This window comes from Larkinella rosea, assembly GCF_003858635.1.
GTDB lineage: Bacteria > Bacteroidota > Bacteroidia > Cytophagales > Spirosomataceae > Larkinella > Larkinella rosea.
Genome location: NZ_RQJO01000015.1, coordinates 21,047 through 47,425 on the forward strand (window position 1 = coordinate 21,047; position 26,379 = coordinate 47,425).

At 50.5% G+C, this 26,379-nt stretch carries 21 protein-coding genes; 15 read left to right on the forward strand and 6 right to left on the reverse strand.

Going from position 1 to position 26,379, the window contains the following annotated elements:
• Positions 1 to 109 precede the first annotated feature (109 nt).
• Positions 110 to 3,043, forward strand: coding sequence for a PVC-type heme-binding CxxCH protein (locus tag EHT25_RS26515; protein WP_124878325.1), 2,934 nt, complete (start codon positions 110 to 112; stop codon positions 3,041 to 3,043).
• 95 nt (positions 3,044 to 3,138) lie between these two features.
• Here the strand turns inward: EHT25_RS26515 and EHT25_RS26520 are convergent, their stop codons facing one another.
• Positions 3,139 to 4,494, reverse strand: a complete 1,356-nt coding sequence (locus EHT25_RS26520) for a UDP-N-acetylmuramate--L-alanine ligase (RefSeq protein WP_124878326.1) — start codon at positions 4,492 to 4,494, stop codon at positions 3,139 to 3,141.
• Positions 4,495 to 4,824: 330 nt separating this feature from the next.
• Here EHT25_RS26520 and EHT25_RS26525 point away from each other — a divergent pair, with 330 nt between their 5' ends.
• Together EHT25_RS26525 and EHT25_RS33325 are read left to right on the forward strand one after the other, a co-directional pair.
• Positions 4,825 to 6,315: a type III PLP-dependent enzyme domain-containing protein gene (locus EHT25_RS26525; protein ID WP_124878328.1), complete on the forward strand. Its 1,491-nt coding sequence runs from the start codon at positions 4,825 to 4,827 to the stop codon at positions 6,313 to 6,315.
• A gap of 67 nt (positions 6,316 to 6,382) precedes the next feature.
• Entirely contained in the window at positions 6,383 to 6,514 is a 132-nt protein-coding gene (locus tag EHT25_RS33325) for a hypothetical protein (protein ID WP_262707856.1), read from the forward strand.
• Positions 6,515 to 6,516: 2 nt separating this feature from the next.
• Here the strand turns inward: EHT25_RS33325 and EHT25_RS26530 are convergent, their stop codons facing one another.
• A complete protein-coding gene (locus tag EHT25_RS26530; protein WP_124878330.1) occupies positions 6,517 to 7,038 on the reverse strand; it encodes a D-glycero-alpha-D-manno-heptose-1,7-bisphosphate 7-phosphatase in 522 nt (173 codons plus the stop codon).
• Positions 7,039 to 7,217: 179 nt separating this feature from the next.
• Here EHT25_RS26530 and EHT25_RS26535 point away from each other — a divergent pair, with 179 nt between their 5' ends.
• On the forward strand, positions 7,218 to 8,351 hold the full coding sequence (locus tag EHT25_RS26535) for an OmpA family protein (RefSeq protein ID WP_124878332.1): 1,134 nt from the start codon (positions 7,218 to 7,220) through the stop codon (positions 8,349 to 8,351).
• A gap of 78 nt (positions 8,352 to 8,429) precedes the next feature.
• Here EHT25_RS26535 and EHT25_RS26540 read toward each other — a convergent pair whose 3' ends face one another.
• Complete coding sequence (locus EHT25_RS26540) at positions 8,430 to 11,105, reverse strand: valine--tRNA ligase (RefSeq protein ID WP_124878334.1); 2,676 nt, start codon at positions 11,103 to 11,105, stop codon at positions 8,430 to 8,432.
• A 190-nt stretch (positions 11,106 to 11,295) separates the two neighbouring features.
• Here EHT25_RS26540 and EHT25_RS26545 point away from each other — a divergent pair, with 190 nt between their 5' ends.
• The 10 genes from EHT25_RS26545 to EHT25_RS26590 all read left to right on the forward strand — a co-directional run bounded on the left by EHT25_RS26545 (position 11,296) and on the right by EHT25_RS26590 (position 20,038).
• Positions 11,296 to 12,222, forward strand: a complete 927-nt coding sequence (locus tag EHT25_RS26545) for a DUF72 domain-containing protein (protein ID WP_124878335.1) — start codon at positions 11,296 to 11,298, stop codon at positions 12,220 to 12,222.
• Between the two features lie 250 nt (positions 12,223 to 12,472).
• The gene (locus tag EHT25_RS26550) at positions 12,473 to 13,045 is read left to right on the forward strand and encodes a transposase (RefSeq protein ID WP_124878337.1); all 573 of its coding nucleotides are present in this window, start codon (positions 12,473 to 12,475) and stop codon (positions 13,043 to 13,045) included.
• 117 nt (positions 13,046 to 13,162) lie between these two features.
• Complete coding sequence (gene hisH / locus EHT25_RS26555) at positions 13,163 to 13,750, forward strand: imidazole glycerol phosphate synthase subunit HisH (RefSeq protein WP_124878339.1); 588 nt, start codon at positions 13,163 to 13,165, stop codon at positions 13,748 to 13,750.
• Between the two features lie 68 nt (positions 13,751 to 13,818).
• Entirely contained in the window at positions 13,819 to 14,538 is a 720-nt protein-coding gene (gene hisA, locus EHT25_RS26560; protein ID WP_124878341.1) for a 1-(5-phosphoribosyl)-5-[(5-phosphoribosylamino)methylideneamino]imidazole-4-carboxamide isomerase, read from the forward strand.
• A gap of 107 nt (positions 14,539 to 14,645) precedes the next feature.
• Positions 14,646 to 15,407, forward strand: coding sequence for an imidazole glycerol phosphate synthase subunit HisF (gene hisF, locus EHT25_RS26565; RefSeq protein WP_124878342.1), 762 nt, complete (start codon positions 14,646 to 14,648; stop codon positions 15,405 to 15,407).
• A 2-nt stretch (positions 15,408 to 15,409) separates the two neighbouring features.
• On the forward strand, positions 15,410 to 16,015 hold the full coding sequence (gene hisIE, locus EHT25_RS26570; protein ID WP_124878344.1) for a bifunctional phosphoribosyl-AMP cyclohydrolase/phosphoribosyl-ATP diphosphatase HisIE: 606 nt from the start codon (positions 15,410 to 15,412) through the stop codon (positions 16,013 to 16,015).
• 97 nt (positions 16,016 to 16,112) lie between these two features.
• On the forward strand, positions 16,113 to 16,448 hold the full coding sequence (locus EHT25_RS26575; protein ID WP_124878346.1) for a phage holin family protein: 336 nt from the start codon (positions 16,113 to 16,115) through the stop codon (positions 16,446 to 16,448).
• A gap of 209 nt (positions 16,449 to 16,657) precedes the next feature.
• Positions 16,658 to 17,437 (forward strand): hypothetical protein, encoded by a 780-nt coding sequence (locus EHT25_RS26580; RefSeq protein ID WP_124878348.1) that lies wholly within the window; start codon positions 16,658 to 16,660, stop codon positions 17,435 to 17,437.
• A gap of 51 nt (positions 17,438 to 17,488) precedes the next feature.
• On the forward strand, positions 17,489 to 18,043 hold the full coding sequence (locus EHT25_RS26585; RefSeq protein WP_124878350.1) for an LOG family protein: 555 nt from the start codon (positions 17,489 to 17,491) through the stop codon (positions 18,041 to 18,043).
• 441 nt (positions 18,044 to 18,484) lie between these two features.
• On the forward strand, positions 18,485 to 20,038 hold the full coding sequence (locus EHT25_RS26590; RefSeq protein WP_229311846.1) for an OmpA family protein: 1,554 nt from the start codon (positions 18,485 to 18,487) through the stop codon (positions 20,036 to 20,038).
• A 117-nt stretch (positions 20,039 to 20,155) separates the two neighbouring features.
• On the opposite strand, the gene EHT25_RS26595 is transcribed toward EHT25_RS26590, so the two are convergent.
• Positions 20,156 to 20,773, reverse strand: a complete 618-nt coding sequence (locus EHT25_RS26595) for a DinB family protein (protein ID WP_124878354.1) — start codon at positions 20,771 to 20,773, stop codon at positions 20,156 to 20,158.
• A gap of 197 nt (positions 20,774 to 20,970) precedes the next feature.
• On the opposite strand from EHT25_RS26595, the gene EHT25_RS26600 reads away from it, so the two are divergent.
• Complete coding sequence (locus EHT25_RS26600; RefSeq protein ID WP_124878356.1) at positions 20,971 to 22,683, forward strand: GMC oxidoreductase; 1,713 nt, start codon at positions 20,971 to 20,973, stop codon at positions 22,681 to 22,683.
• A 75-nt stretch (positions 22,684 to 22,758) separates the two neighbouring features.
• Here the strand turns inward: EHT25_RS26600 and EHT25_RS26605 are convergent, their stop codons facing one another.
• Together EHT25_RS26605 and EHT25_RS26610 are read right to left on the reverse strand one after the other, a co-directional pair.
• Positions 22,759 to 23,505: a GLPGLI family protein gene (locus EHT25_RS26605; protein WP_124878358.1), complete on the reverse strand. Its 747-nt coding sequence runs from the start codon at positions 23,503 to 23,505 to the stop codon at positions 22,759 to 22,761.
• Positions 23,506 to 23,527: 22 nt separating this feature from the next.
• The gene (locus EHT25_RS26610; protein WP_124878360.1) at positions 23,528 to 26,356 is read right to left on the reverse strand and encodes an outer membrane beta-barrel family protein; all 2,829 of its coding nucleotides are present in this window, start codon (positions 26,354 to 26,356) and stop codon (positions 23,528 to 23,530) included.
• Positions 26,357 to 26,379 lie beyond the last annotated feature (23 nt).

The window sequence follows — 26,379 nt, forward strand, 5'->3', positions numbered from 1 at the left end:
CAATTTGGCAACTGTTCCACGGTTTTCTACAATAGACACTTATTATAATAAGTTTATTAGTCCTTAAATGTTGTTTTTCAGGTAATTATTCCACGTGGAACACTTGAATATGAAAATTGCTATTCCTAACCCGACCCGGTTTTTAAGTACATCCATTCTACTCGGAAGTCTCCTTGGATGGAGTATTAAGGTACAACAATCAGGCCATTCGATCGGTACTGATCCGGAAATCGCCGGTCCCAATCGACGAGGTTCTATCGTCGCGGCCGACTCCAACAAGCTGTATTTGCCCGACGATCTGGAGGCTACGGTCTGGGCTGAAGCGCCGATGTTCTACAACCCGACCAACATCGATGTCGACGCGCGCGGCCGGATCTGGGTGACGGAAGCGGTCAACTACCGCAACTTCAACAACAAACCCGAAACCCGGCTCGACCACCCGGAAGGCGAGCGGGTGATGATTCTGGAGGACACCAACGGCGACGGAAAGGCCGATCAGTCGAAGGTGTACGTCCAGGACAAAGACCTGGTTTCGCCCCTGGGTATTGCGGTCATCGGCAACAAAACCATCGTCTCGGCGGCTCCAAATCTGATCATCTACACCGACGAAAACGGTGATGACAAACCCGATAAAAAGGAAGTTTTCCTGACCGGTTTCGGCGGCCTGGACCATGACCATTCGCTGCACGCGCTGGTGGCCGGGCCGGACGGAAAGTGGTACTTCAATACCGGAAACGCAGGTCCGCATGTCGTCAAAGATAAGGCGGGCTGGACGCTTCGGGCAGGTAGTATTTACACCGGCGGAACGCCCTATAATACCACCAACAAAGGCAACATGATCAGCGACGACGGCCGGATTTGGGTGGGCGGTTTAGCCCTGCGCATCAACCCCGACGGAACCGGCCTGAAAGTGATGGGTCATAATTTTCGGAACAACTACGAAACCGCCCTCGATTCCTACGGCAACCTATGGCAGAACGACAATGACGATCAGGTCGTGGCGTGTCGGACGAGCTGGCTGATGGAAGGCGGTAACATGGGGTATTTCAGTCAGGACGGCACCCGGTTTTGGCAGGGCGATCAACGGCCGGATCAGGACATTCCAACCGCGCACTGGCATCAGGAAGACCCGGGCGTGGTTCCGGTGGGCGACATCAGCGGAGCCGGTTCGCCAACGGGCATGGTTTTTTACGAAGGCGATGAGCTAGGCGCCAAGTACCGGGGTTTGCTGCTGAGTTGCGAAGCGGGCCGGAATGTCATCTTCAGCTACCGCCCCGAACCGCAGGGTGCGGGGTACCGCATGCCCCGTACCGATTTTATCAGCACGTTTCCCAAAGTAGACGAAGACTACAAATGGAACGACATTCGGGAGGACATCCGCAAATGGTTTCGGCCCAGTGATGTGGCCGTCGGAACGGATGGCGCACTGTACATCGCTGACTGGTTCGATCCGGTGGTGGGCGGTCACCAGATGAAAGACAAAAAAGGGTACGGTCGCATTTACCGCATAACACCCAAAGGCAAAAAGCTGAAGGCGCCGGTCATTAATACCGACAAAACGGCAGGCCAGATTCTGGCCTTAACCAACCCGTCTACCAACATTCGCTTATTGGGTTTTGAGAAATTGAAAGCGCAGGGCGATAAGGCCGTAAAACCGGTTGCCAAACTTCTGACGGCTTCCAATCCGTTCCACCGCGCTCGCGCCATCTGGCTGCTTTCGCAACTCGGGCCCAAAGGCCGGAAAGAAGTGGAAAACTTGCTGAAGTCGGATCAGGTGGATTTGCGGATTACGGCTTTTCGGGCGTTGAAGCAGGTGCAACCCGACGTCGTGGCTTTGGCGCGGCAAATGGTCGATGATCCGTCTCCGGCGGTGCGTCGGGAAGTGGCGATTGCGCTGCGTGATGTACCGTTTGAACAGTGCAAGGAGTTGCTGGTGAAGCTGGCCAACAGTTACGATGGAACCGACCGGTTTTACCTGGAAGCTGTCGGTATGGCGGCTGATAAAAAAGAAGAGGCTCTGTATGCGGCCCTCAAGCCGTCGATTCCGGCCAACCCGATTCAATGGGATCAAAAAACCGCTAACCTGATTTGGCGGCTTCATCCGGCCAGTACGGCGGACTTAATGAAACAACGGGCACTGGCCTCAACGCTGACCGCCGATGCCCGTAAACAGGCCATTGTGGCCCTTGGATTCATCAAAGATCCGGCGGCCGCCCAGGCAATGGTGGAACTGACGAAACAAGGCGATAAATCCATTGCAAAACAGGCCGACTACTGGGTCGATTTCCGCCGGGCGAACGACTGGGCCAATTTGCTGGATTGGGAGAAGGTGATGCCATCCAAGTTGTCGAAACCGGAGCAACAGGCGCTGGCGATGCGGCAAAAACTAATGGAGGAATACACCAGTGCGGAGGACAAAGTGAAGCTGGCGAAAGAAATGGCAGTGAATCCGGAAGGCGGAAAACTGCTGGTTGGTCTGGCTGCGGAGAAAAAATTGCCCGAAAACCTGAAACCGGTCATCAGCGAAGTGATTTTTACGAATCCGGATCAAAGTGTGCGGACGATGGCGGGCGACTATTTCACGCGCCCCGGCGGATCGGGAAATTTGTCCATGAAAAACATTACGGCTTTGAAAGGTGACGAAGCCGCCGGTTTAGCGGTTTTCAAAGCGAACTGTACCACCTGCCACCGGCACGGAAAACAGGGCAAAGACATCGGGCCGGAACTGACAAAGATTCACCAGAAGTTTGACCGGAACGGGTTACTGGATGCGATCCTGAATCCGAGTGCGGGTCTGGCGTTCGGCTACGAACCCTGGCTGATTACAACCAAAAACGGCCAGACGTACTACGGTTTTCTGATCAGCGACGGACAGGATGCCATCGTCGTGAAGGATGCCGCCGGACAGAAACACACCATCGCAACCGGCCAGGTTGTTTCCCGCAAACAATACAGCACCAGCCTCATGCCTGATCCGTCTTCATTAGGTCTGTCGGAACAGCAACTGGCGGATTTGGTGGCGTATTTATTGAAAGGAAATTAACGTACCCACGGACTAAAGTCCGTGTGATCCAGAGTGATGATATAGAATGTCACAAATTGGATGAAATCACACGGACTTTAGTCCGTGGGTACGTATTATAATTCATGTAGCTTCAACCCGCCAAAAGTCCCCGAACTCATGAGCAGAAAAACCGTCGGCTGGCCGTTGGTCTGGTTTTTTAGAAAAGTCTCTAATTCCGACGAATCCGTAAAAACCTGCAAATCGGGTCGGTCGAAAGCCGTGGCAATGTCAGCCGCGTCGATCGGGTCGAGGTGTTTCACTTCCAAGGTGTGCGGGCTGTAGAAAACCACGGCCACATCGGCTTTGTCCAGCTTGTCGCGATACTGGTTCAGGAAGGTTTTATTCAGGCTGCTGAACGTGTGCAGTTCGACGCAGGCCACCAGACGCCGGTTGGGAAACTGCGCTTTCACGGCGGCCGTGGTCGCTTCCACTTTGGAGGGCGCGTGGGCAAAATCCCGGAAGATCAGGGTCGAGCCGTCGTCCTTTACTTTTTCCAGCCGTTTGTGCGCCCCTTTGAAACTTTGAATGGCGGCATAGAACATCTCTTCCGTAATCGCCAGGTGATCACAGATGGCCAGCGCCCCGCTGATGTTTTTCATGTTGTGTTCGCCAAAAACCAAAACCGGTATGTTGCCGTGGTTCTTCGTAACCAGAACGGTTTTGCCGTTTTCGATCCGGTACGGATGCACATCATACGGCTGGCGGGTCACATCTTCCCGTTCTTTCAGGGCAATCACATCCAGCATGTCGTCCGTGTCGTCGAAAACAATCGTGCCGGATTTTGACATGGCATCGGCCAGCAACTCAAACTGGTGGACATACTGATCGTAGGTCGGGTAGAGATTGACGTGATCCCAGGCAATGCCGCTGATCAGCACCATGTGTGGGTGGTAATGCAAAAATTTCGGGCGGGGGTCGGTGGGTGAGGTACCGTATTCATCGCCCTCGATGACGATAACCGGGGCGTCGGTGGTCAATTTTACCATTGTATCGAATCCTTCGATCTGCGCGCCAACCAGGTAATCGAACTGACGACGGTGAAATTGCAGAACGTGCAGAATCATGGCGGTGATCGTGGTTTTGCCGTGGCTACCGGCAATGACGATGCGCTGTTTGTTCTGACTTTGCCGGAACACAAATTCGGGGTACGAATAAACCGGCAGATTCAGTTCCTGCGCTTTCAGTAGCTCGGGGTTGTCGGCCCGGGCGTGCATGCCCAGAATTACCGCATCGAGACCGCCGTGAATGGCATCGGCGTTCCAACCGATCTGAGCGGGTAATAAACCGTATTTTTCAAGTCGGGTCCGCGAAGGTTCGTAAATGTCGTCGTCGGAGCCGGTGATGTGGTGTCCCTGCTGGTGCAACGCAATGGCCAGATTATGCATGACGCTGCCGCCGATGGAAATAAAATGAATGGTCTGTGGCTTCATTCTGTCTAATTTGTGGCGCTAAAAATACAAGTTCTTTTGGTTTGAAACCGAAAAGTCGAAAAACGACGTAGAGAAAACCGCCCGGTTTTGGCAGATTGTTTCAAGACAGGTGTAAAATTTAACATACATTCCGAATCAAAAACCGTGTTTTTTCGTTTTCACTACTGCGAATAAACATTCCTTCAGCAGCTTGACAATCAGGCGCGCGCACTGCGTTACAGTTTGTTTTTGTAAACCGGTTCCTGCTCCGTTGCAAAGCTGCTCTTTTTATGCCATTTTCGCAGTCTTTTTTCAAAACCAACAAAACTCTTTTATGCTTCTGCCGAAAGGATGAAAAGCTACAACGACCTGATCGAACAGACCTTTGAATTTCCGACTCTCGAGTTCAAAGTAGAAAACAATAACCTGCTGTTCAACAATGTTCCTTTGATGGATATCATCAAGCAGTATGGAACACCGCTCAAGCTGACCTATTTGCCCAAAATTACGGAGCATATTGAACACGCCCGGCTGTTGTTCAAGAACGCGATGAAGCGGTATAATTACAAAGGCACGTATACTTACTGCTATTGTACGAAGTCGTCGCATTTTCGTTTTGTACTCGAAGAAGCTTTAAAAAATAAAATCCATATCGAGACTTCGTCGGCATTTGACATTCCGATTATTCGGGAATTGTATAAAACCGGCAAGATTGATAAAAATACGTTCATCATTTGCAACGGCTACAAACGCCCGCTCTACACGCAGTACATCAGCGAACTGCTGAACGAAGGTTATAACGTGGTACCGGTTTTGGATAACCTGAAGGAGATTGAAGCCTACGAAGATTCGGTAACCGCCGAAACCGTTAATCTGGGCATCCGGATTGCCACGGATGAAGAACCGAACTTCGCTTTTTATACGTCCCGACTGGGCATTCGTTACAGCGACATCAATGAACTCTACCGCTCCAAAATTCAGAACAGCGATAAGTTCAAACTGAAAATGCTGCACTTTTTCATTAATACCGGTATCAAAGACAGCGCCTATTACTGGAGCGAACTGAGCCGGTTTATGTATAAATACTGCGAACTGCGCAAAATCTGCCCCGATCTGGATTCGATCGACATCGGTGGCGGTATGCCGATTCAGACGTCTTTTCAGTTCACGTACGACTACCAGGCGATGGTCGATCAGATTGTGGAAAGTATTCAATGGATCTGTAATAAGAGCAATGTGCCGGTGCCGCACATCTTTACCGAGTTCGGTAGTTATACGGTAGGAGAGAGTGGCGCCGTTATATATAAAGTGATCGACCAGAAATTGCAGAATGATAAGGAGTTGTGGTACATGATCGACGGTTCGTTCATTACGCAATTACCGGATTCGTGGGGGTTGGGGCAGAAATACATCATGCTGTCGGTCAATAACTGGGATAATCCGTACCAGAAAGTCAATCTGGGCGGTTTAACCTGCGACTCGCATGATTTTTATAACACGGAAGCCCACAGCGCCGATTTGTACCTCCCGATTTTTGAACGGGATACGGAAGATCAGTATATTGGCTTTTTCCACACGGGCGCGTATCAGGAGTCACTGGGCGGCTACGGTGGCATTCAGCACTGCCTGATTCCGGCTCCGCAACACGTGATTGTGGACCGGGATAGCGAAGGCAAGCTGACGACCCGGCTTTTTGCTCCTGAGCAGGACAGCGAGGTGATGCTCAAGATTCTGGGTTACCAGCAAACTGCCACACCAGTAACGCTGGACATTGATGCCGCGAAAGCCGCCGAAGCGGAAGAAGAGCAGCCCGTGGAAGAATTAGAAAAACAGGAAAGTTAAAATAGCACAGTTTTTGCCCTGTTCCCAAAAACCGCCCGGTTTTTGGGAACAGAAAAATAAACAACCAATGAAAAAGATAGGTATTATTCTGGGCCTGATTGCCCTTGTATCGCTTGGTTCATGTGCACGCAGAGCGTGTCCGGCTTACGACAGCCAGTTGCAGCAGAAACAACCGGTTTCGTCGGAACAGGTAGCGTAACGTTAGAACGTCGCGTTAACGACCATTTTCGAGGCTTCCAGCAAATTCGGCGCCTGTTGATCCCCAACAGGCTGTTCCGGTATTTGGTGGGTAATGTGCACCGTATGAACACCCACGCGCTTCCCCGCCAGAATGTCCCGTGGCGCGTCGCCGATCATCCACGACTGGGTGACGTCGATGTTGTATTTGGCAATGGCTTTTTCCAGCATCAATGAATCCGGTTTTCGTAGCAGCGACTGCGAATCGAAATCGGGGTGGTGAGGACAATAGTAAATGTCGTCAATCAGGTTGCCACATTGTTCCTGCAGGTATTGGTGACACCGCATGACATCGGTTCGGGAGTACAAGCCCCGCGCAATTCCGGCCTGGTTGGTCACCACGATTAACAGATAACCGGCGCTTTTCAGGAGTTGTAAACCTTCGACGACTCCCTTCGGAATAATGAAATCTTCAATCCGGTAGACATAATCCGTCCGGTCTTCATTCAATACACCATCGCGATCCAGAAAAATACACTTGCTCATTGTGTGGAAATGTGTTAGTTGGCGGCAATAATCGTAAAACCGCATGTAATTCTGTGCAAATTGAATTTTAATCTCAATAAATAGAAATAAAAGAATAAGTTTTTACTTTTTGTTAACAAAAGGTATCTAAAACAGTGTTCCTGGCAGCGCTGTTATCTTAGTACAACGACCGAGATGTGATGAATGACATGATGAAACGATGGTTATTGATGCTATGGCTGGTCGGTCTGACCACTCGACTGGCTGCCCAAGGGCCGAAAATTGTCCAGCGCGATCTCAATCCACCGCAGCGGGATATAGAAGGGGGCGGAATGGTGACGAAGGTCGAATATACCAATCACAAGATGATTATTTATTTTGAATCGGAAAACCGGCAACGGAAGCGGCAGCAATTCGTACAAAGTTCTCAGACGGTTTATGGCCCCGGACATGCGAATGCCTGGCGGTTATACGATAAAAACGGAAATAAGGAATACGCACTATTGTACATTAAAAACATAAAGGCAACACTGGATGATGGGCAAATTCGGGAGGTGGATTTACTGGATAAGCCAGAAGCCGCCCAATTCGATTTTGCGGATAAAATTTCCTGTGAAGCGCATTTTGAGCGACCCGGTAAAAATGTTAGCTCGGTTGATTTGATTGAGGAGGATGTCCGGCTTTACAGAAGTCCAAATCGGTCGCAGCAGCCGTATAATGTATATGACCTTCGTGTTATGGTTTACAAAGACGATATGCGGAATTCTAAACCGCCCGTCCGGAAATCGTCTGTAAAACCGAAGCCTAATGCAACGATTCCGCCCGTCCGGAAACCGCCGGTAACGGCTAAACCCAAGCCCACGGCTCCGCCTGCCAAAAAACCGGTGACAACACCCGCGCCGAAAGATTCCGTGATTGCTGAGGTTCCGCCCAAAGTATCACCAAAACCGGCTGAAAAAGTGGAAAACTTTGGCTCCAAAGTCGAAGCGGGCCGGACCTATCGCCTGAATAACCTGCTGTTCAAGCAATCGGCGTACGAAATGGAACCGACGTCGTATCCCGAACTGGATTCGCTGGTCGCGATCATGAAGCGCAATCCGGAAATGGAAATTGAACTGGCGGGCCATACCGACAATGTGGGCGATCCGAAGCTGAATGTAGCGTTATCGCAAAAGCGCGTGGATGCCGTCAAGAGTTATTTAACCAACAAAGGAATTCAGCCCGCGCGGATTCAAACCCAGGCTTATGGCGGTAGCAGGCCTATCGCCGATAATTCCCGTGAGGAAACCAAGCGGCTGAACCGGCGGGTGGAGGTGAGAATATTGAAGTCTTGAACTATGATTTAACTGATTTTTCTGATGAACATGATTAAATCAGTTGAATCAGAAAAATCAGTTAAATTATAGTTCAGATTACAATGCCGCCAGGTTTTCTTCCAGCGTCTTGATTTTGGTTTCGGCGTCGGCCAGTTTCTGCCGTTCACGTTCGATGATCTCCGGTTTGGCATTGGCGACAAACTTCTCGTTCGAGAGTTTTTTCAAAACCGATTCCAGAAAGCCTTTCGTATAAGCCAGATCTTTTTCGATGTTAGCGCGCTCCTGCTCCACGTCGATTTCGCCCGCTATATTGACAAAAAATTCGGTGCTTTTGATCAGAAACGAAACGCCTTCGGCTTTTTCGGCAACGTAACTTACCTCGGAAACAATCGCCAGCTTCTGAATCAGACCTTCCAACGGTTGGAAACGGGCCGGATCGTCGGTTTTGATCGCCAGCGGCAGCGCGGTTTTCGGGCTGATCAGCTTGCTGTTGCGGAGATTCCGAACGGATGAAATGATGTCAAACAGGAGGTCAAAATCGGCCAGAACGGTTTTATCAACAATGCCGGCAGTCGGATAATCGGCCACACAGATGCTTTCGCCGGGTTGCCGTTCGCTGACTTCCTGCCAGATTTCTTCCGTAATGAACGGCATGAACGGATGCGCCAGCTTCATCAATCGTTCGAAGAAGTCGATGGTGGCGTCGTATGTCACCTGATCGATGGGCCGAACCTGATCCTGTTGCTCATACCCCGGTTTGATCATTTCGAGGTATTGCGAACAGAAATCGTCCCAAATCAGCTTGTAAACCGTATGCAGTGCATCCGACATGCGGTATTTGCTGAAATGATCTTCCAGTTCGATCAGCGTCTGGTTCAGTTTCGACTCAAACCACAAAACCGCTAACGGTTTTTCGGTAACCGACGATTCCGGACTGACTTTCCAGCCTTTCACCAACCGAAACGCATTCCAGATTTTATTGCAGAAATTGCGGCCCTGCTCCACCAGTTTCTCGTCATACAGCAAATCATTCCCCGCCGGTGAGCTGAACAACATGCCCGTCCGGACGCCGTCGGCTCCGAACTGCTCAATCAGATCGAGCGGATCGGGCGAGTTACCGAGCGATTTCGACATTTTGCGACCCTGCTTGTCACGGACAATCCCGGTCAGGTACACATTCTGGAACGGTTCGCGGCCTTTGTATTCGTACCCGGCAATGATCATCCGGGCCACCCAGAAAAACAGGATTTCGGGGGCCGTCACGAGGTCATTGGTCGGGTAATAATAATCCAGGTCGCCCGGCGCAGCTTTGGGTTCGTTCGGGTCGTTCGACGGCAGAAAAACCGACATCGGCCAGAGCCAGGACGAAAACCAGGTATCCAGAACGTCCTCATCCTGGGTCAGATCGGTTTCACTCAGGGCAAACAACTGGAATTTATCGCGGGCAATCCGAAGGGCGTCTTTTTTGGTTTTGGCGACAATGATCGTACCATCTTTCATGTAAAACGCCGGAATCCGGTGGCCCCACCACAGCTGGCGGCTGATGCACCAGTCGTGCACGTTTTCCATCCACGAACGGTACATGTTCTTGAATTTCGACGGATGCAGCTGAATGGTGTCGTTCATGACGTTTTCCAGCGCCGGTTTTGAAATGTCCTTCATTTTCAGAAACCATTGCAGCGACAGCTTGGGCTCGATCACCGCGTTGGTCCGTTCTGAAAAACCGACGTTGGATTTATACTCTTCGGTTTTGACCAGATAACCCTTTTCTTCCAGGTCCTTGATAATGGCTTTCCGGGCGGCAAACCGGTCCTGACCGACGTAAATCTGCGCTTTTTCGTTCAGCGTCCCGTCTTCGTTCAAAATGTCGATCACCGGCAGTTTATGCTTGATGCCGAGCTCGTAGTCATTCGGATCGTGGGCGGGCGTTACTTTCAGGCAACCTGTCCCAAAATCCATCGTGACGTACTCATCCGTAATGATCGGAATTTCGCGGTTGATCAGCGGAATTAAGGCTTTTTTGCCGTGCAAATGGGTATACCGCTCATCGTTTGGATTGACGCAGATGGCCGAATCCGCCATGATCGTCTCCGGCCGAACCGTCGCAATCGTGATGTAGTCAGGATTTTCGTCGCCCTCGGCTCCGTGCGCCCGGCTGTCTGCAATTTCATACCGGATGTAAACCAGCTTTTGCTGGACTTCCTTCGTGATAACTTCCTCGTCCGAAACCGCCGTCCGGCCCTGCGGGTCCCAGTTCACCATCCGGACACCCCGGTAAATCTGGCCTTTGTTGTACAGATCAACGAAGGTATCAATGACGGCATCGTACAAAACCGGCTCCATCGTAAACCGCGTCCGATCCCAGTCGCAGGACGCACCGAGTTTCCGCAGCTGTTTCAGGATGATGCCGCCGTATTTGTGCGTCCATTCCCAGGCATGCTCAATGAATTTCTCCCGGCCAATGTCCTTTTTATGGATTCCCTGATCCTTCAGCATCGCCACCACCTTCGCTTCCGTTGCGATGGATGCGTGGTCGGTTCCGGGCACCCAGCAGGCGTTTTTGCCCTGCATCCGTGCTTTCCGAATCAGCACATCCTGAATCGTGTTGTTCAGCATGTGGCCCATGTGCAATACACCCGTGACGTTCGGAGGTGGAATTACGATGGTATACGGTTCGCGCTCGTCGGGAGTGGAATGAAAAAAGCGGTTTTCCAGCCAGTACTGGTACCACTTTTCCTCGATGTCTTTCGGATTATACGTCTTTGAAATCATGTCAACTGAGAAGTGAGAGGTGAGACAAGAGAGTAAAGACCCATCGAAACCCAAAGTCTATACGCTCTTGTCTCACTTCTCTTGTCTATTTCTTCTATTTCTTCCCCAAAATTAGTCAATTCAGAACGGGCGCGAAAACGAAATACCGGGTTTGGTAGTTTTACGTTCGCACTACCATCACTTTTTGGATATGGACTTTGGAAAATTGCCTTCCGTGGATCAGGTCAACTTCACGCTGCCGCCTGATCATGCCTTCAATCAAACGGTTTGGGAAAAGGTGGAGCCGACGGCTGTTCCGGAGGTATACATTGGCGGGCCGGTTTGGGCGAACAAAAATTACGTGGGTCGTATTTATCCCTCCCAGGCCAAAGAGAAAGATTTTCTCCATTACTACACCCGGCAATTTAATACCATCGAACTGAACAGCACGCATTACCACAGTCCGACGCCGGGCATGATCGAGAAATGGAAAAGCGAAGCCGCTGACTCGCCGGTTCATCCCCGGTTTGTTTACTGCCCGAAATTTCCGCAGGCTATCAGCCACGACCGGGCGTTGGTGGCCGCTGAATTGATTACGGAAGAATTTGTCAATGCGGTTTTGAGTCTGGAGGAATTTCTGGGGACAACCTTTCTGCAACTTCCGCCGACGTTTGGGCCGGATAAATGGCCGGTTTTGGAAACTTACCTCAAAAACCTGCCCGACGATCTGGAAGTTGCCGTCGAGTTCCGGCATCCCGACTGGTTCAGCAAACCGGTAATCTGGCAACGAACGCTCGAAAAATTATCGGCGCTCCACCGCGATTTAGTCATCACTGACGTGGCTGGTCGGCGCGATGTGGTGCACATGAGCCTGACGAGCCCAACCCTGGTGTTGCGGTTTGTAGCCAACGAAGGCCATCCGACGGATTACAGCCGCGCGGATGCCTGGGTGAATCGACTCGCAACCTGGTTTGCAAACGGGCTGCAAAAAGCCTATCTGTTCATTCACGGCGGGGGCGATAACGATACCGCGCCCGAACTCATCCGTCATTGGGTGCGGCAACTGAATGCGGTTTGCGGGCTAAATTTGCAGGAGCCGACCATTCGCCCGGAAATCGTTCAGGGAAGTTTGTTTTGATTTTAGCATCAGCCGGTTTACATTTGTCCCATGAATGCCGCAAAAACCGTTCGCAACCATCATCATTCTGTCTGTTAACACGGCAGAACGGATGCGTTTTTGGGGTTGAAGAAAGAAACAACGAATTCCCGATACCAAACCCGGTTCTGCTTCAGAGCCGGGTTTTTTTGTACGCCGGAGCGCTGCTCCGGTGATTTTTTAAGTTTAAAAACAAACCACTATTCACCGGAGCAGCGCTCCGGCGTACAGAATGGAATACTACCGTAACCTGCCGCATTTTCAGCCGCTGGAGGCCGCTTATTTCATCACGATGCGGCTTTATGGGAGTATGCCAAAACATTTAATTGAATTGCTCAAAGAAGAGCAGGAAGTGGTCCGGAATCGGTTGTCCGCTTCGGAGGACACGGAAAGCGAGTTGTATCAACACCAGAAACGATACTTTGCCCGGTTTGACTCGTTCCTCGACCGCCCGGATAACGGACCCTACTGGCTCTCGGAGCCAGCGATTGCGGAGATTGTGAAAGAAGCATTGCATCACCGGGCGGGCATGGAATACGGCCTGATCGCTTTTTGCCTGATGTCGAATCACTTACATCTGGTGATTCATACGTATGGGAATACCAAAGCCGATTTCTTCTTATACCGACTGCTTCAGTCGTTCAAGAGTTACACGGCGCGAAGGGCCAACCAGTTCTTGAAACGGGAGGGGCCTTTCTGGCATCCCGAGTCGTACGACCACATCGTTCGGAATGGCGATGAGTTGAAACGGATTATTCTGTACACCCTAAATAATCCGGTAAAAGCAGGCCTGGTCGCCGATTGACAGGACTGGCCGCACAGCTATGTCAACGAAGTGTATTGGTAAGTCCGCCGGAGCGGTGCTCCGGTGATTATTAATTTGCAAACAACTATTCACCGGAGCACCGCTCCGGCGGACACTATGAAAACCGTCATTATCAAATACAACGCCGGAAATGTGCAGTCGGTGATGTACGCCCTGGAGCGCATCGGTGCCAGTTACCTGCTCACCGACGATGAAGCCGAAATCCGTTCGGCTGATAAGGTGATCTTCCCCGGTGTAGGCGAGGCCAGTACCGCGATGGCTTATTTGCGGCAACGCGGTCTGGACAAGGTAATTCCGTCACTGAAGCAGCCGGTTTTGGGCACTTGTGTCGGTATGCAATTGCTTTGTCGGTATTCGGAAGAGGGCGATACGACCTGCATGGGCGTTTTCGATGTGGATGTCCGGCGTTTTCCGGCCCAGCCCGGATTTAAAGTGCCGCACACGGGCTGGAACAGCCTGAACAATCTGAAAGGTCCGTTGACCGGAGGCTTACCGGAGAATCCCTACGTGTATTTCGTGCACAGCTACTGCGCCGACATTTCCCCGGAAACCACGGCGGTTTGCGAATACGTCCGGTCCTTCAGTGCGATGTTGCAGAAAGACAACTTTTATGCGGCCCAGTTTCACGCCGAAATCAGTGGCAACATCGGGCAGCGCATTCTGGAAAATTTTTTGAAATTGTAGTATACACCGGAGCGTTGCTCCGGTAACGTTTTAACTAATCACCGGAGCAGCGCTCCGGTGTACGGCATATGCACATCATACCCGCTATCGACTTAATCGAAGGCAAAGCTGTTCGGCTGACGCAGGGCGATTATAACCAGAAAAAAGAATACAACGCCCGCCCGCTTGAGGTGGCGCAGCAGTTTGAAGACGCCGGCCTGACACGGCTGCACCTCGTCGATCTGGATGGCGCGAGGGCAAAACGGGTGGTCAACTGGAAAGTACTGGAACTGATTGCCGGAAAAACCGGGCTGCACATCGACTTTGGCGGGGGCGTCCAATCCGATGAGGATTTGCGAACGGTTTTTGAATGTGGCGCCAAACAGGTGACGGGCGGAAGCATTGCCGTTAAAAAACCGGATGTTTTTGAAAAGTGGCTGTCGCAATTTGGTTCGGAAGCAATCATTTTGGGCGCAGATGCCAAAAACGAGAAGATCGCGGTCAGCGGCTGGGAAGAAGATACGCAGGTCTGGGTCTATGATTTTGTGGAAAACTACGTCGAAAAAGGGGTGAAATACGTCATCAGCACCGATGTCGCCAAAGACGGTTTGCTGCAAGGCCCGTCGTTCGATTTGTACCGGAATTTGCAGGATCGTTTCCCGGATTTGAACCTCATCGCCAGCGGTGGCGTCAGCGGCATGCAGGACCTGGAAATGCTGGCGGATATGAACCTGTTCGGCGTTATAGTCGGCAAAGCGATTTACGAAGGGCGGGTGACACTGAAGGAGTTATCGAAGTTTTTAAAATGAGTTATGTCGCGGGGTTGAGCGGAGAAATGCAGAATTAAGCAGAGAAAAATAACCTCCGCTTAACTCTGCATTTCTCCGCTCAACCCCGCGAAACAATTCTCCGAAATATGCTAACCAAACGCATTATTCCCTGCCTCGACATCAAAGATGGCCGGACCGTGAAGGGAACGAATTTTATCAACCTGCGCGATGCGGGCGACCCGGTGGAACTGGGGGCCATTTACGCGCGGCAGGGCGCCGACGAACTGGTTTTTCTGGACATTACGGCCACGGTCGACGAGCGCAAGACGTTGATCGATCTCGTTCGGCGGGTGGCGCACGTCGTTAATATTCCGTTTACGGTCGGGGGGGGGATTTCGTCGAAGGCCGATGTGTCTGCGTTGCTTAACGCCGGGGCGGATAAGGTGTCGATCAACTCGTCGGCCGTTCGCAATCCCGGGTTGGTGGACGAATTGGCGCAGGAGTTTGGTAGTCAGTGTATTGTAGTGGCCATCGATACGCGGTTTATGGACGACGAACATATCGTGCACACGCACGGGGGACGGAAACCGACCGCACTCCGGACGATTCCCTGGGCAAAGGAAATCGAAAACCGGGGCGCGGGCGAAATCCTGCTGACGTCGATGGACACCGACGGTACCAAAGCCGGTTTTGCGATTGAACTAACGGCGCAGATTTCAGGCTCGGCCAACATTCCGGTGATTGCGTCGGGCGGAGCGGGTTCGATGGAACATTTTGTGGATGTGTTCACGAGCGGAAAAGCCGATGCCGGTTTAGCCGCCAGTATTTTTCACTTCAAGGAAATTGAAATTCCAGCCTTGAAAGGCTACTTACGAAATAAAGGGATTGAAGTTCGTTTAACGGATTAACCATGAATACAGAAATAGATTTTACGAAAAACCCGGATCATCTTGTTCCCGCCGTCATCCAGGATGCTGAAACCGGTAAAGTGCTGATGCTGGGGTATATGAACCAGGAAGCCTACGAAAAAACCCGGGCCGAAGGCGTCGTGACGTTTTTTAGCCGCAGCAAACAGCGGCTTTGGACCAAAGGCGAAACCTCCAATAACTTCCTGCACGTCAGCGAAATCCGGGTGGATTGCGATGGCGATACGCTGCTCGTCAAAGCCCGGCCCGCGGGCCCGACCTGCCATACCGGCGCCGACACCTGTTTTAATGAAGATAACCGGGGCAAAGGTTTATTTCTCAATTACTTACAGGGAATCATTCGTGATCGGAAACAAAATCCGACGGAAGGTTCGTATACGGCTTCGTTGTTCAAAAAAGGCGTGAACAAAATTGCCCAGAAAGTCGGCGAGGAAGCCGTCGAGCTGGTGATCGAAGCGAAAGACACCAACGATGATCTTTTCAGAGGAGAAGCCGCCGACCTGCTCTACCACTATTTGATCCTGCTCGAACAGAAAAACATTGATCTGGACGAGGTGATTGCGGTTCTGCAGCAACGACACACGAAGTAGGGCGGCAAACAATGCGCTAAAGTTTCCGGTTTGATGGTTGGAGTTGGGTATTTTTTCATACAACTTTAGCCGTCAAACTTTAACCTTTAAACGTGTTATGGGCCTTATCATACGCATACTGATCAGCGCAGTCGCTGTTATTGTTGCCAGTTATCTTATTCCGGGCGTTGGTGTCGACGGTTTCGGCACGGCTTTGCTCGTCGCTATCGTACTGGGTTTGCTGAATGCTTTTTTAAAACCCATTCTGGTTTTTCTGACCATTCCCATTACCATCATTACGTTGGGACTTTTTTATCTGGTCATTAACGTACTGATGGTGTACCTGACCGATTATTTGGTGGACGGTTTCCGGGTGAGCGGTTTTATTGCGGCCTTATTGTTCAGTATTCTGGTATCCATCGTAACCTGGGTAATCGATTCAATTGTCGGTTAATTCGATCTTATTCCTTGAAAAGCCAGGCTAAATACCTGGCTTTTTTGTTGCTCAGGCGGTTTCTTTTGGTGGAATCGCAATGTAAAATACCCGTTTTGGAATGAAATAACGTAACCGGTTAATCGGCTAAAGAGCTAGTTTTGAACGACAAACATAACTTTTCCGGATTAAGCCAGTTGTTAAGAATGAATGATTAGCTTTGCAGCCATATGAAAAAACTACTGCCCATACTCCTTGTTATACAGATCGTTAGCCTCCAGCAACTGCACGCGCAGTGCGATCCGGCCACACCTCAGCAAAATGCCGCCTACGAAAAGGTAGTGAAAGAGTTACAAAATCAGTTTCGGAAAAATCCACCTTCGGGCGACTGGAAAATATTCGACGAGCGGAGTTCGCTCGGTAAACTGGAATTGAGTGATGAATACGGCAAGATTTTCCGCATTTGTGGGGATCGCTACGACCTGTCATTCCAGCGCACTTCGGCGGCCAATCAGCAGAAAGCGCGCGCCGACAGCGCCAAAGCCATTGGCGATACGATCACGCAGCAACAGCGTTCTTTCGTGATGAGCACGGATTCGGTGTATAAGGAATCGGACCCCAACCGGGCCAGTGACATGGCGCAATCGACCGTCGACATCAACGTGGAAATGAATGCCGGAAATTACCGGGTCGAAGAACCCATCAGCAACCGGTTTGCGGCATCTTATAAAGTCATTCCCGTCAACGGCGCTCCATTGGCGCTTCAGATCCTACTTAAACCCAACGATGCCGGCATTGTAGCCCGGCCCGAAACCGTGGTGCTGTTGGGAAACTGGAAAAATAATCTTCAGAAAAATCCGCGGGGCGATAAACTCTACCATTATTCCTACAAAAAAGGGGGCACGTTGATCGAAAACCTGATTGTGACCATCAAAGCGCCGGTTGATGTAGCCAATGAAATTGTCAGGAAAATTGACTGGCAGGCGCTAAGCAATACCTTAACGAAATAGTCGCGTGCAACAGGCGCGTGAAATACCGATTCACAATCGTATTTTTGCGGTATGAAAAGCATTGTGGTTTATTGCGGGTCGAATCCCGGTACGAATCCCCTCTATCAAAAAGTAGCTGAAGAGTTAGGGCAGAAGTTTGCGGAAAAAGAAATCCGGCTTATTTACGGCGGGGGCAACATTGGGCTGATGCGGGCGGTTGCCGACGGCGTTTTGCAGAATGGCGGGCAGGTAACCGGCGTTATTACCAACTTTCTGGCTGAACTGGAGGTCGCTCATGAAACCCTGACTGAATTGCATTTTGTTGAAACGATGCACGAGCGCAAGTTCAAGATGGTGCAGTTTGCGAAAGGCGTTATCGCCTTACCCGGTGGATACGGCACATTTGACGAATTGTTCGAGATCCTGACCTGGCGTCAGCTTCAACTCTATAACGGCCCGGTTGCGGTCCTGAACGTGAACGGTTTTTATGATTTGCTGTTGCTGCAACTGGATCGCATGGTGGCAGATGGTTTCCTGAAAGCCGAAAACCGGGAATTACTCATTGTTTCGGAAACAATCGAGGATATAATGCTAAAAATTGAAGAATTCTGGGAACAGGCGATTTAAATATCGTAATCCGTCGGGTTTGAAAATTGTACGAGCAGAAAAAAGGTGAAAGCGGCAATCAATAACCACCCAATTATCAGACCATTCATCAGGTAGACAAATCCGAATACCAGCCCAATCAGGCACAGCGTAACGTTAATTAACAGACGCCAGAGTTCGCGCTGAGACGATACCGCGTGGAAAGGCGTGTACTTCTTTTTTCTTTTTCGAAAGGGATCCATCTCACTAGATATAACTACGGGTATAAAGTTTGAAAAAATATTTATATTTCCTCGATTTACGTTGCCTATTTTATAAAAATTCGTAGCAAAAATTGAGCCGATAAATTTTTCTGGCATTGGGTTTGACTTCAACTCCTGGTAAACTAATCTGAATTAGTTCTTCGTTCTTATTCTACTAACTTCTACGCCGTAGCCAATGAAATTTCGGGAGCATGTACTGATGGGGCTTTTTGTGGTATTAACATCTTTAGCGACTGCCCAGCAGACTACACCATCGAAAGCGGAAAATCTGGGAAATCAGGTCAATTCGGAATACAATGAGGTCAATCCGGTCATTTCTCCCGATGGGCGAACCTTATTTTTTGCCCGCATCAGTCATCCGCAAAATACCCACGGCAACAAAGGCAGTCAGGACATCTGGTATTCGGAGTTGAATCAGGGGAACACCTGGGGGCCGGCCCGGCGGGTGGCTTCTCCGCTCAACAAAGATGAGTATAACTGCGCATACAGCATCACGCCCGATGGTAACACCATGCTTATTAAGGGCGCTTACACCAACGGCAATTACGAAACGCGCGGTTTTTCGACCAGTAAGAAAACCGCTACGGGCTGGTCGGCCCCACAAAAACTCAATATTCCGGGCTACGAACGAATCAGCAAAGGGCAATACGATTGTGGGTATCTTTCGACCGACGGCAAAGTGCTGGTGATGGCGTTCAGTGAGAAAAAGAACAGCAAGGAAGACGATATCTACGTCAGTTTTCGGCAGAAAGACGGTTCGTGGAGCAAACCGTTAAATCTGGGCCCGGAAATTAATACCGACGGAACCGAAACCACGCCGTTTCTGGCGGCCGACGGCGCTACGCTGTATTTTTCCAGCGATCGGCCCGGCGGTTCGGGCAGTAACGACATTTACGTTTGCAAACGCGTCGATAAAACCTGGAAACATTGGTCAAAACCGGTCAATCTGGGCCCAACGATCAACACCGACGGTTACGATGCGTATTATTCCGTGGCCGCTTCGGGCGAGTATGCCTACATGACGAGTTTTAAAAATACGCTGGGCAAAGGTGATATTGTCCGGATTAAACTCATCGACACCGCCAACCCGAACGACAAAACCGTTCCGCAGGAAACGCGCCCTGATCCGGTGGCGCTGGTCAGTGGAAAAGTGATTGACCAAAAAACCGGTAAGCCCATTGAAGCCCGGGTCGTTTACCAGACCTTGCCCGACGGTGCCGAAGCCGGTGAAGCGACCTCCGACCCGGTGACGGGCGAATACAAAATTGTGTTGCCCTACGGGAAAATATACAGCATGCGGGCCATTGCGCCCAATTTTATTGCCGAGGGGGGAAATATCGATCTGAAAGAAGCCAAAGGCTTTCAGGAAATCAGCGGCAAAGAGTTGAAACTGATCCCGATTGAAGTTGGCCGCGCCGTCCGGTTGAACAACATTTTCTTCGACGTGGGCAAAGCCACGCTCCGCGACGAATCGTTCCCGGAACTGGACCGGATGGTGACGACGTTCAACGAAAATCCGAAAATGGCGGTGGAGGTGGGCGGGCATACCGACAACACCGGTTCCAACGAAATCAACCTGAAACTCTCGCAGGATCGGGCCGATGCCGTGCGTGAATACTTCATCGGCAAAGGCATCGAACCCGACCGTGTGGCCAGTAAAGGCTACGGCGAAGCCAAACCGGTCGCCAGTAACGACACCGAGGAAGGCAAACAAACCAACCGGCGGGTGGAGTTTGTGATCAAGAAGAAATAGAGTTTGATGAGTTATTTCGCGGAGTTGAGCGGAGAAAAAGAAGAGTTAAGCAGAGAATTTTAATAGAACCTCCGCGTAACTCCTTTTTTCTCCGCTCAACTCCGCGAAATAACCTCTTTAAATTTTCCCACCCTTCGGATAATTCGCGTGGGCTTTTATTTTCCGGATTTGCCGCAGATGCCGGTCGACGTGGCCCCATTGGTAGATGTACACCTGGTGCATGTTGCGCGGGTTGTCGCCAGCCGCTGTGAATTCGAATTGCGCCCGCATATCGACGTTGGTTTTTTCGGCAAAAGCGATAGCCTGTTCGCGGAGCCGCAGGAAAAAAGTCAGGTTATCTTTCCCCCGAATAAAACCGGTCGGTTTCGACAGGTCCGACGCCTTGTGGGGCGTATCTTCCATGATAAAATTCTGGTAATAGCTGTCGGGCCGACTGGTCTGGTTGAGTTCCGGCTGCGGTTTATTACGGGTTCCGACGCTAATTTCCCGCGCCCAGATAATCTCCCAAAGGGCCAGGTGTTCAACGACTTCGGCAATCGACCAGCGGTCGGGCGATTCGTGAAAGTGCCATTGGGCATCGCTCAGGTTTTCGGTTTCACGAACGAGCTCGTCGCGGGTTCGTTTCAGGTTTTCGACGGTATATTTCTGGTCGGCGTCGGTCCAGAGCCGGGATTGAGATTGAGCTAAAGCCGGAAGGCTCATCAGAAGAAGGCAGGTAATTACAACGTATTTCATGGTGTGAATGAATGTTTTTGGTTTATGCTTCAAAATTACAACCCCTAGGAAAACCGGTATTGTAAAATTGCGACATTGTAAACGCAGTGATTGGTGAGAATTTATGCGTTGGTTTAAAGAAGAGCGGTTTTGCGGTTTTCGTCAGAATTGGGATTTCAGTATCTTTGATTCAGGCGTTTTTAACACTTTTCAAATCGATGTATCTTAACGGAAAGGCCAAAGAACAAGCAAGTTACGATGCCATTGTCATCGGGTCAGGGATCAGTGGAGGCTGGGCAGCCAAGGAATTGTGCGAAAAAGGGTTGAAAACGCTGGTATTGGAGCGCGGGCGCATGGTAAAACACGTGGCCGATTACCCGACCGCCATGGCGAATCCGTGGGATTTGCCCCACCGAAACCGGATGCCCGACGCATTTGACGTGGAAAACCCGATTGCCACCAAATGTTATGCACTGGACGAGGCTACCCAGCAGTTTTTCGTGAAAGATGCCGACCATCCGTACATTCAGGAAAAACCGTTCGACTGGATTCGGGGCTATCAGGTGGGCGGGAAATCGCTGATCTGGGCGCGGCAAACGCAACGCTGGAGTGATTACGAATTTCAGGCGCCCGCCCGCGACGGTTTTGCCGTCGACTGGCCGATTCGCTACGCCGATCTCGCGCCCTGGTACAGTCACGTCGAGAAGTTTGTCGGCATCAGCGGAAATAAAGACGGGATTGATACGCTACCTGATGGCGAATTTCTGCCACCGTTCGAACTGAACTGCGTCGAGAAACAAATCCAGACAACCGTTAAAAACAATTATACCGACCGGCACGTGATCATCGGCCGCTGTGCGCACCTGACCAAACCGCAACCGATTCATTTACAGCAGGGGCGGGGGCAATGTCAGGCCCGGCATTTGTGCTATCGGGGGTGTCCGTTTGGTGGTTATTTCAGTTCCAATTCGGCGACATTGCCCTGGGCGGCTAAAACCGGTAACCTGACGATCCGGCCCGATTCGGTGGTGCATTCCATTATTTACGACGAACAAAAAGGCAAAGCAACGGGCGTGCGCGTGATCGACGCCCATACGAAGCAATCGACGGAGTATTTTGCTAAAATCATTTTCGTGAATGCTGCCTGCCTGAATTCCAATCTGGTTCTGCTGAATTCCACCTCGAAACGCTTTCCAAACGGGTTGGGCAACGACAACGGGTTGCTGGGTCGTTACGTGGCGTTTCACAATTACCGGGGTAGTTTGAACGCTTCGTTCGACGGTTTTCAGAACCAGTATTTCTACGGCCGTCGCCCAACAACGGCGTTCATGCCCTCGTTTCGGAATGTAAAAAAACAGGAAACCGACTTTCAGCGGGGTTACATGGTGGCGTTTAGCGCCAGTCGGGCGGGTTGGCAACGGGGCAGTTCGCAGACTGGTTTCGGCGCTGAATTCAAGGAAAGTTTATTGACGCCCGGCGACTGGAGTGTGTACATGATGATGCAGGCCGAAACCCTGCCCAAACACGAAAACCACGTCCGGTTAAGTCCGGATCAGAAAGATCCGTTTGGGATTCCGCAATTGATTACGTCCATCGGTTACGACGATAACGACGTCAAAATCCTGAAGGATTTTCTGATGCAGGGCGCCGAAATGCTCGAAAAGTCGGGTTGCAAAAACATCTCTTCGCACGACGACAACCGGAATCCCGGTCTGGACATTCACGAAATGGGCGGTGTTCGGATGGGCAAAGACCCCAAAACCTCCTTGCTGAATAAGTGGAATCAGTTTCACAACGTGAAAAACGTCTTCGTGACCGATGGTGCCTGCATGACCTCTGTCGGCAACCAAAACCCATCGATTACGTTCATGGCTCTGACCGCCCGGGCCGCCAATCATGCGGTTTCGGAGTTGAAGAAAGGGGCGTTGTAAACGAATAATGCCCAGTTAACAATGAAAACCGCCTTTCGCTATTCATTGTTAATTGGGCATTATTCATTCAAAAAATCAATACCGTATCGTCCAATACGGATTTTCCTGGGCTTTCATACTGGTTTGGATATGGTCTTTGATGATTTTATCGTAATCCGCCGATTTAATTTTTCTGCCTTTGATTTTCTTATTGGCGGTTAATTCTTTCGAGACATCCCGTAAGTCGATTTTACTGGCAGTAACTACCACATCGCCGTCGTTCAGATCCAATTCCAGGATCAGACCTGGTAAACCCGAATACTGCTCCGGACCCGCCGGAATCGGAATATCCTGCGCAAACCAGGCCACTATTTTCTGTTGCTTAATCGGATCTTCTGTTTCAGCCTTCATACAGATATGGCCAGCAATGTCTTTCAACTGATTCAGAATCTTCCACTTCGGTGTTTTTAGTGAATCATCGATGAGGTACGTTCTCCCCAACATTTCAATAACATCCGATTGGGTTTCCTGCTTGAAATCCCGACGGATGATGTAATCGCTGTTCCGGTACGACCACTGCCCGTTTTCACTCCGCCAGTATTCGTCTGCGTTGGTATATAGGCTCTGGTCCTCGTTGAAATACAACACCATTTGAGTCGGCTTGCTGCTGTAGTTCTTGTTGGTGGCCTTCATCCGTTCTTTCTGATCCAGGCTCAGAAACGTCATCCGGGACATAATTTTAACATAATCCTGCGTGCGGTCATACGTAACCATGCCTTCCATTTTCTGGGCAATTGCCTGGATGCCGGTGATTGCAAAAAGAAATACCAGAAGCTTTTTCATTCTATTAGAAATATCATCGTGATTAAAAGTAATTATTCTGCCGCATCTGCGACTTCAGGCCACGCAGGTTATACGAAAACGAGAGCATGAAATACCGCGCCAGCGTCTGAATCCGCTCCGTTTGAACGTAATTCTGGTAAGCCTGTTGTGAAATGCCCCGGTTTTTGTTGAAAACGTCATAGGCCGTCAACCGCACCTCCGCTTTGTTATCTTTCAGGAAAAGTTTGTAAACCGATAGGTTCAAAATCGGTAATTCCTGCCGAAAATCAAATTTGGGATTTTTGTAAATCATGTAGCTCATCCGTGCGTTGAAGAACACACCCTTTGGCAGCATGACGTTCATATTTCCGCCGTAGTTGTAATTGTAAATCGTCAGATTCTGCGCCTTATTGACGGAGTACTTCGTATCCGTGATGCTGAAGTTAAACGTCGGATAGAATGTAAACTTCTCACTGGGCGTCAAATCCAGGCTGGCGTACATGTTGTAACTATTGCTGTTGGTCTGGTTCAGCGCATTATTGATGTACGTCGGAAATTTGTTCAAGTTGGTGTAAAAGTTCGTATTTAAAACCGCTTTCGTTTTTTTCAACGGAAAACTAAAATAAATACTTCCGCCCTTTGTCGTTCCTCCGCTGATGTTTACCGGCTTGGTTGTGGTTACCAGCAATGTGTCAATCGTTTGATTATAAACAATTTGGTTGATGTTATAACCGTAGTTCAGGTTGACAAACACGTTGACGAAACTACCGGGATTAAAGACGCCAAAACCGCCACTGACCCGGTGCGTGAGCGCGGGCAACAAATCGGGGTTTCCTTCCCGAATGAAGCGTGGGTTGCTGTTATCGACCACCGGTTGTAAATCACTGGTTTGGGGCTGGTTGACGTTTACATTGTAACCGGCATTGAAGCGCTTGTTTTTCCGGTTAAAATTCAGGCTGACGTTCGGAACCAGGGAGAAATAACTGCGGTCGACCTTGGTAAAGCTTGAAGAAGCCTGATCCGACGCAAATTTCCCGGCCTGGTGGAACCACAGGGCCGCCAAACCGCCCGACACGTTGAATCCTTTGTCGGAATAGCGAATCAGGGAACCCACCCGGTTGTAGGTGAAATCATTGGTGTAATACCGGCTCAGCGTATTGTTCCGGACGGATCCCTGGTCGCCAACATCGAATACATCGCGATCGACCTTGTCGTTCCGCAGACTAAAATTGTAAAACGTCTCCCAAAACGTGGTTTTCGACAGCGGCTCGATGTAATCCAGACTCGACTTGATTTCGGTTCGTAGGCTATTGGTGACGTTGTCCTGGTTGATACGGAAAATGGTTGGGGCACCGGTAGCAGTGGTGTCATTGAAATAGGTGTTGGTCGAGCGTTGCTGGGCCGAACCGTCGGTATCGTTTACGTTGTAAGCGACACTGGCCGCGAAGTTGCGCCCTTTCTTCCGGAACGAATGCCGGAAAATGGCCGTTGTCGCCAGCTGAAATCCGTTGAACTGGTTGCGGTTATCGAATTGCGTCTGGCTGGTGCGCGTGGTCTGATTGACCCCCTGAAAGAAATTCTGATCGCTGAACAGGGCCGTGTTGCCGTTGTTGGCGCGCAGGTTACCAATCAGAACCAGTGTATTCAGCGAGTCGAGTTTTTGCTCAAACCGGGCGCTTCCGCGGTGATTCCGCGTCAGGCTCCCCTGGCTTTTTTGATCGGTATTCAAAAAAGAGCTATTGGGCAGGAACGTTTCTTTTTCCAGGTCCGAACCAAGCGTCAAACCGCTCTGGTTGTAGAAATAATTGGAACTGAGTTTGGTTTTTTTCGTATCGTAATTATAGTTGGCACCACCGGCATAGTTCCGGGAAAAGCCCCGGTTGTTGCTCCCTCCACCCGTGATTGGAACGCCCATGCCATCATCACCCCCAAAGAAGTAAACCCCTCCGCTATAAAACCCAAAATCGCCCTGATCTTCCCAGTTGAAGGATTGGCTCCCCCGAAAATCCTGGTAATCATCGAAAGATAAACCGGTCTGGTTGATGTTGTTGCCCAGACCAATCACCGACATTTGTTCCTTGGTATTGAAGCGATTGTAATTTCCCCGGAGCTGAAACCGGTCTTTATTCCCAATTCCCGCGGTTACTTTCCCAAAACCGCCCTTGCGGTGACTTTCTTTCAGTTCGAGGTTAACGGCTTTTTCCCGCTTCCCGTCGTCGATGCCGGTCGTTTTGGCCGCTTCGGTTTTATCGTTGAACACCTGCACTTTCGAAATGGCGTCGGCGGGGAGGTTTTTAGTGGCTAATTTCGGATCTGAGCCAAAAAAAGTCTTACCATCTACGGTCACTTTCTTGACATCCTCGCCCTGCGCTTTGATGTTGCCATCCTGATCGACCTGCATCCCCGGGAGTTTCCGCAACAGTTCTTCCACCGTCGATCCGGGCGGTACTTTAAACGAGCTGGCGTTGTATTCCACCGTATCGCCCCGAATGCTCAGGGGCGCTTTAGCGGTTTTAATGACCACCTCAAGCAACTCTTTCTGAATGGGTTTGATGGATAAGGCACCCAGATCGGTTGCATCGCCGGCTTCGGGATTGACTTCCACCTGCAGCGGCAAAAAACCGACATACGACACTTTCAGAATATAGGGAGCGCGTCTTACGTTCCGGAATTCGAAAGCGCCTTTGTCGTTCGTGCGTCCGAAATTGACCAGGGCCGAATCTTTCGGAGTCAGGAGCATAACCGTGGCGCCGGGCATCAAGGCTTTGGAGGTATCAGTAATGGAACCCCGGATAGAAATACGACCCGACTGTTGAGCAAAAACCGCACTACAACAAACCGTCAGGAACAGCAGCAGGAAAATTTTTTTCATGGGGATAGGAAACAGTTAACAGC

What these genes read in the sequence shown, in the direction of transcription:
- EHT25_RS26515 (WP_124878325.1), top strand. Translation starts at nt 110, where the DNA reads ATGAAAATTGCTATTCCTAACCCGACCCGGTTTTTAAGTACATCCATT.
- EHT25_RS26520 (WP_124878326.1), bottom strand. Translation starts at nt 4,494, where the DNA reads ATGAAGCCACAGACCATTCATTTTATTTCCATCGGCGGCAGCGTCATG.
- EHT25_RS26525 (WP_124878328.1), top strand. Translation starts at nt 4,825, where the DNA reads ATGAAAAGCTACAACGACCTGATCGAACAGACCTTTGAATTTCCGACT.
- EHT25_RS33325 (WP_262707856.1), top strand. Translation starts at nt 6,383, where the DNA reads ATGAAAAAGATAGGTATTATTCTGGGCCTGATTGCCCTTGTATCGCTT.
- EHT25_RS26530 (WP_124878330.1), bottom strand. Translation starts at nt 7,038, where the DNA reads ATGAGCAAGTGTATTTTTCTGGATCGCGATGGTGTATTGAATGAAGAC.
- EHT25_RS26535 (WP_124878332.1), top strand. Translation starts at nt 7,218, where the DNA reads ATGAATGACATGATGAAACGATGGTTATTGATGCTATGGCTGGTCGGT.
- EHT25_RS26540 (WP_124878334.1), bottom strand. Translation starts at nt 11,105, where the DNA reads ATGATTTCAAAGACGTATAATCCGAAAGACATCGAGGAAAAGTGGTAC.
- EHT25_RS26545 (WP_124878335.1), top strand. Translation starts at nt 11,296, where the DNA reads ATGGACTTTGGAAAATTGCCTTCCGTGGATCAGGTCAACTTCACGCTG.
- EHT25_RS26550 (WP_124878337.1), top strand. Translation starts at nt 12,473, where the DNA reads ATGGAATACTACCGTAACCTGCCGCATTTTCAGCCGCTGGAGGCCGCT.
- hisH (WP_124878339.1), top strand. Translation starts at nt 13,163, where the DNA reads ATGAAAACCGTCATTATCAAATACAACGCCGGAAATGTGCAGTCGGTG.
- hisA (WP_124878341.1), top strand. Translation starts at nt 13,819, where the DNA reads ATGCACATCATACCCGCTATCGACTTAATCGAAGGCAAAGCTGTTCGG.
- hisF (WP_124878342.1), top strand. Translation starts at nt 14,646, where the DNA reads ATGCTAACCAAACGCATTATTCCCTGCCTCGACATCAAAGATGGCCGG.
- hisIE (WP_124878344.1), top strand. Translation starts at nt 15,410, where the DNA reads ATGAATACAGAAATAGATTTTACGAAAAACCCGGATCATCTTGTTCCC.
- EHT25_RS26575 (WP_124878346.1), top strand. Translation starts at nt 16,113, where the DNA reads ATGGGCCTTATCATACGCATACTGATCAGCGCAGTCGCTGTTATTGTT.
- EHT25_RS26580 (WP_124878348.1), top strand. Translation starts at nt 16,658, where the DNA reads ATGAAAAAACTACTGCCCATACTCCTTGTTATACAGATCGTTAGCCTC.
- EHT25_RS26585 (WP_124878350.1), top strand. Translation starts at nt 17,489, where the DNA reads ATGAAAAGCATTGTGGTTTATTGCGGGTCGAATCCCGGTACGAATCCC.
- EHT25_RS26590 (WP_229311846.1), top strand. Translation starts at nt 18,485, where the DNA reads ATGGGGCTTTTTGTGGTATTAACATCTTTAGCGACTGCCCAGCAGACT.
- EHT25_RS26595 (WP_124878354.1), bottom strand. Translation starts at nt 20,773, where the DNA reads ATGAAATACGTTGTAATTACCTGCCTTCTTCTGATGAGCCTTCCGGCT.
- EHT25_RS26600 (WP_124878356.1), top strand. Translation starts at nt 20,971, where the DNA reads ATGTATCTTAACGGAAAGGCCAAAGAACAAGCAAGTTACGATGCCATT.
- EHT25_RS26605 (WP_124878358.1), bottom strand. Translation starts at nt 23,505, where the DNA reads ATGAAAAAGCTTCTGGTATTTCTTTTTGCAATCACCGGCATCCAGGCA.
- EHT25_RS26610 (WP_124878360.1), bottom strand. Translation starts at nt 26,356, where the DNA reads ATGAAAAAAATTTTCCTGCTGCTGTTCCTGACGGTTTGTTGTAGTGCG.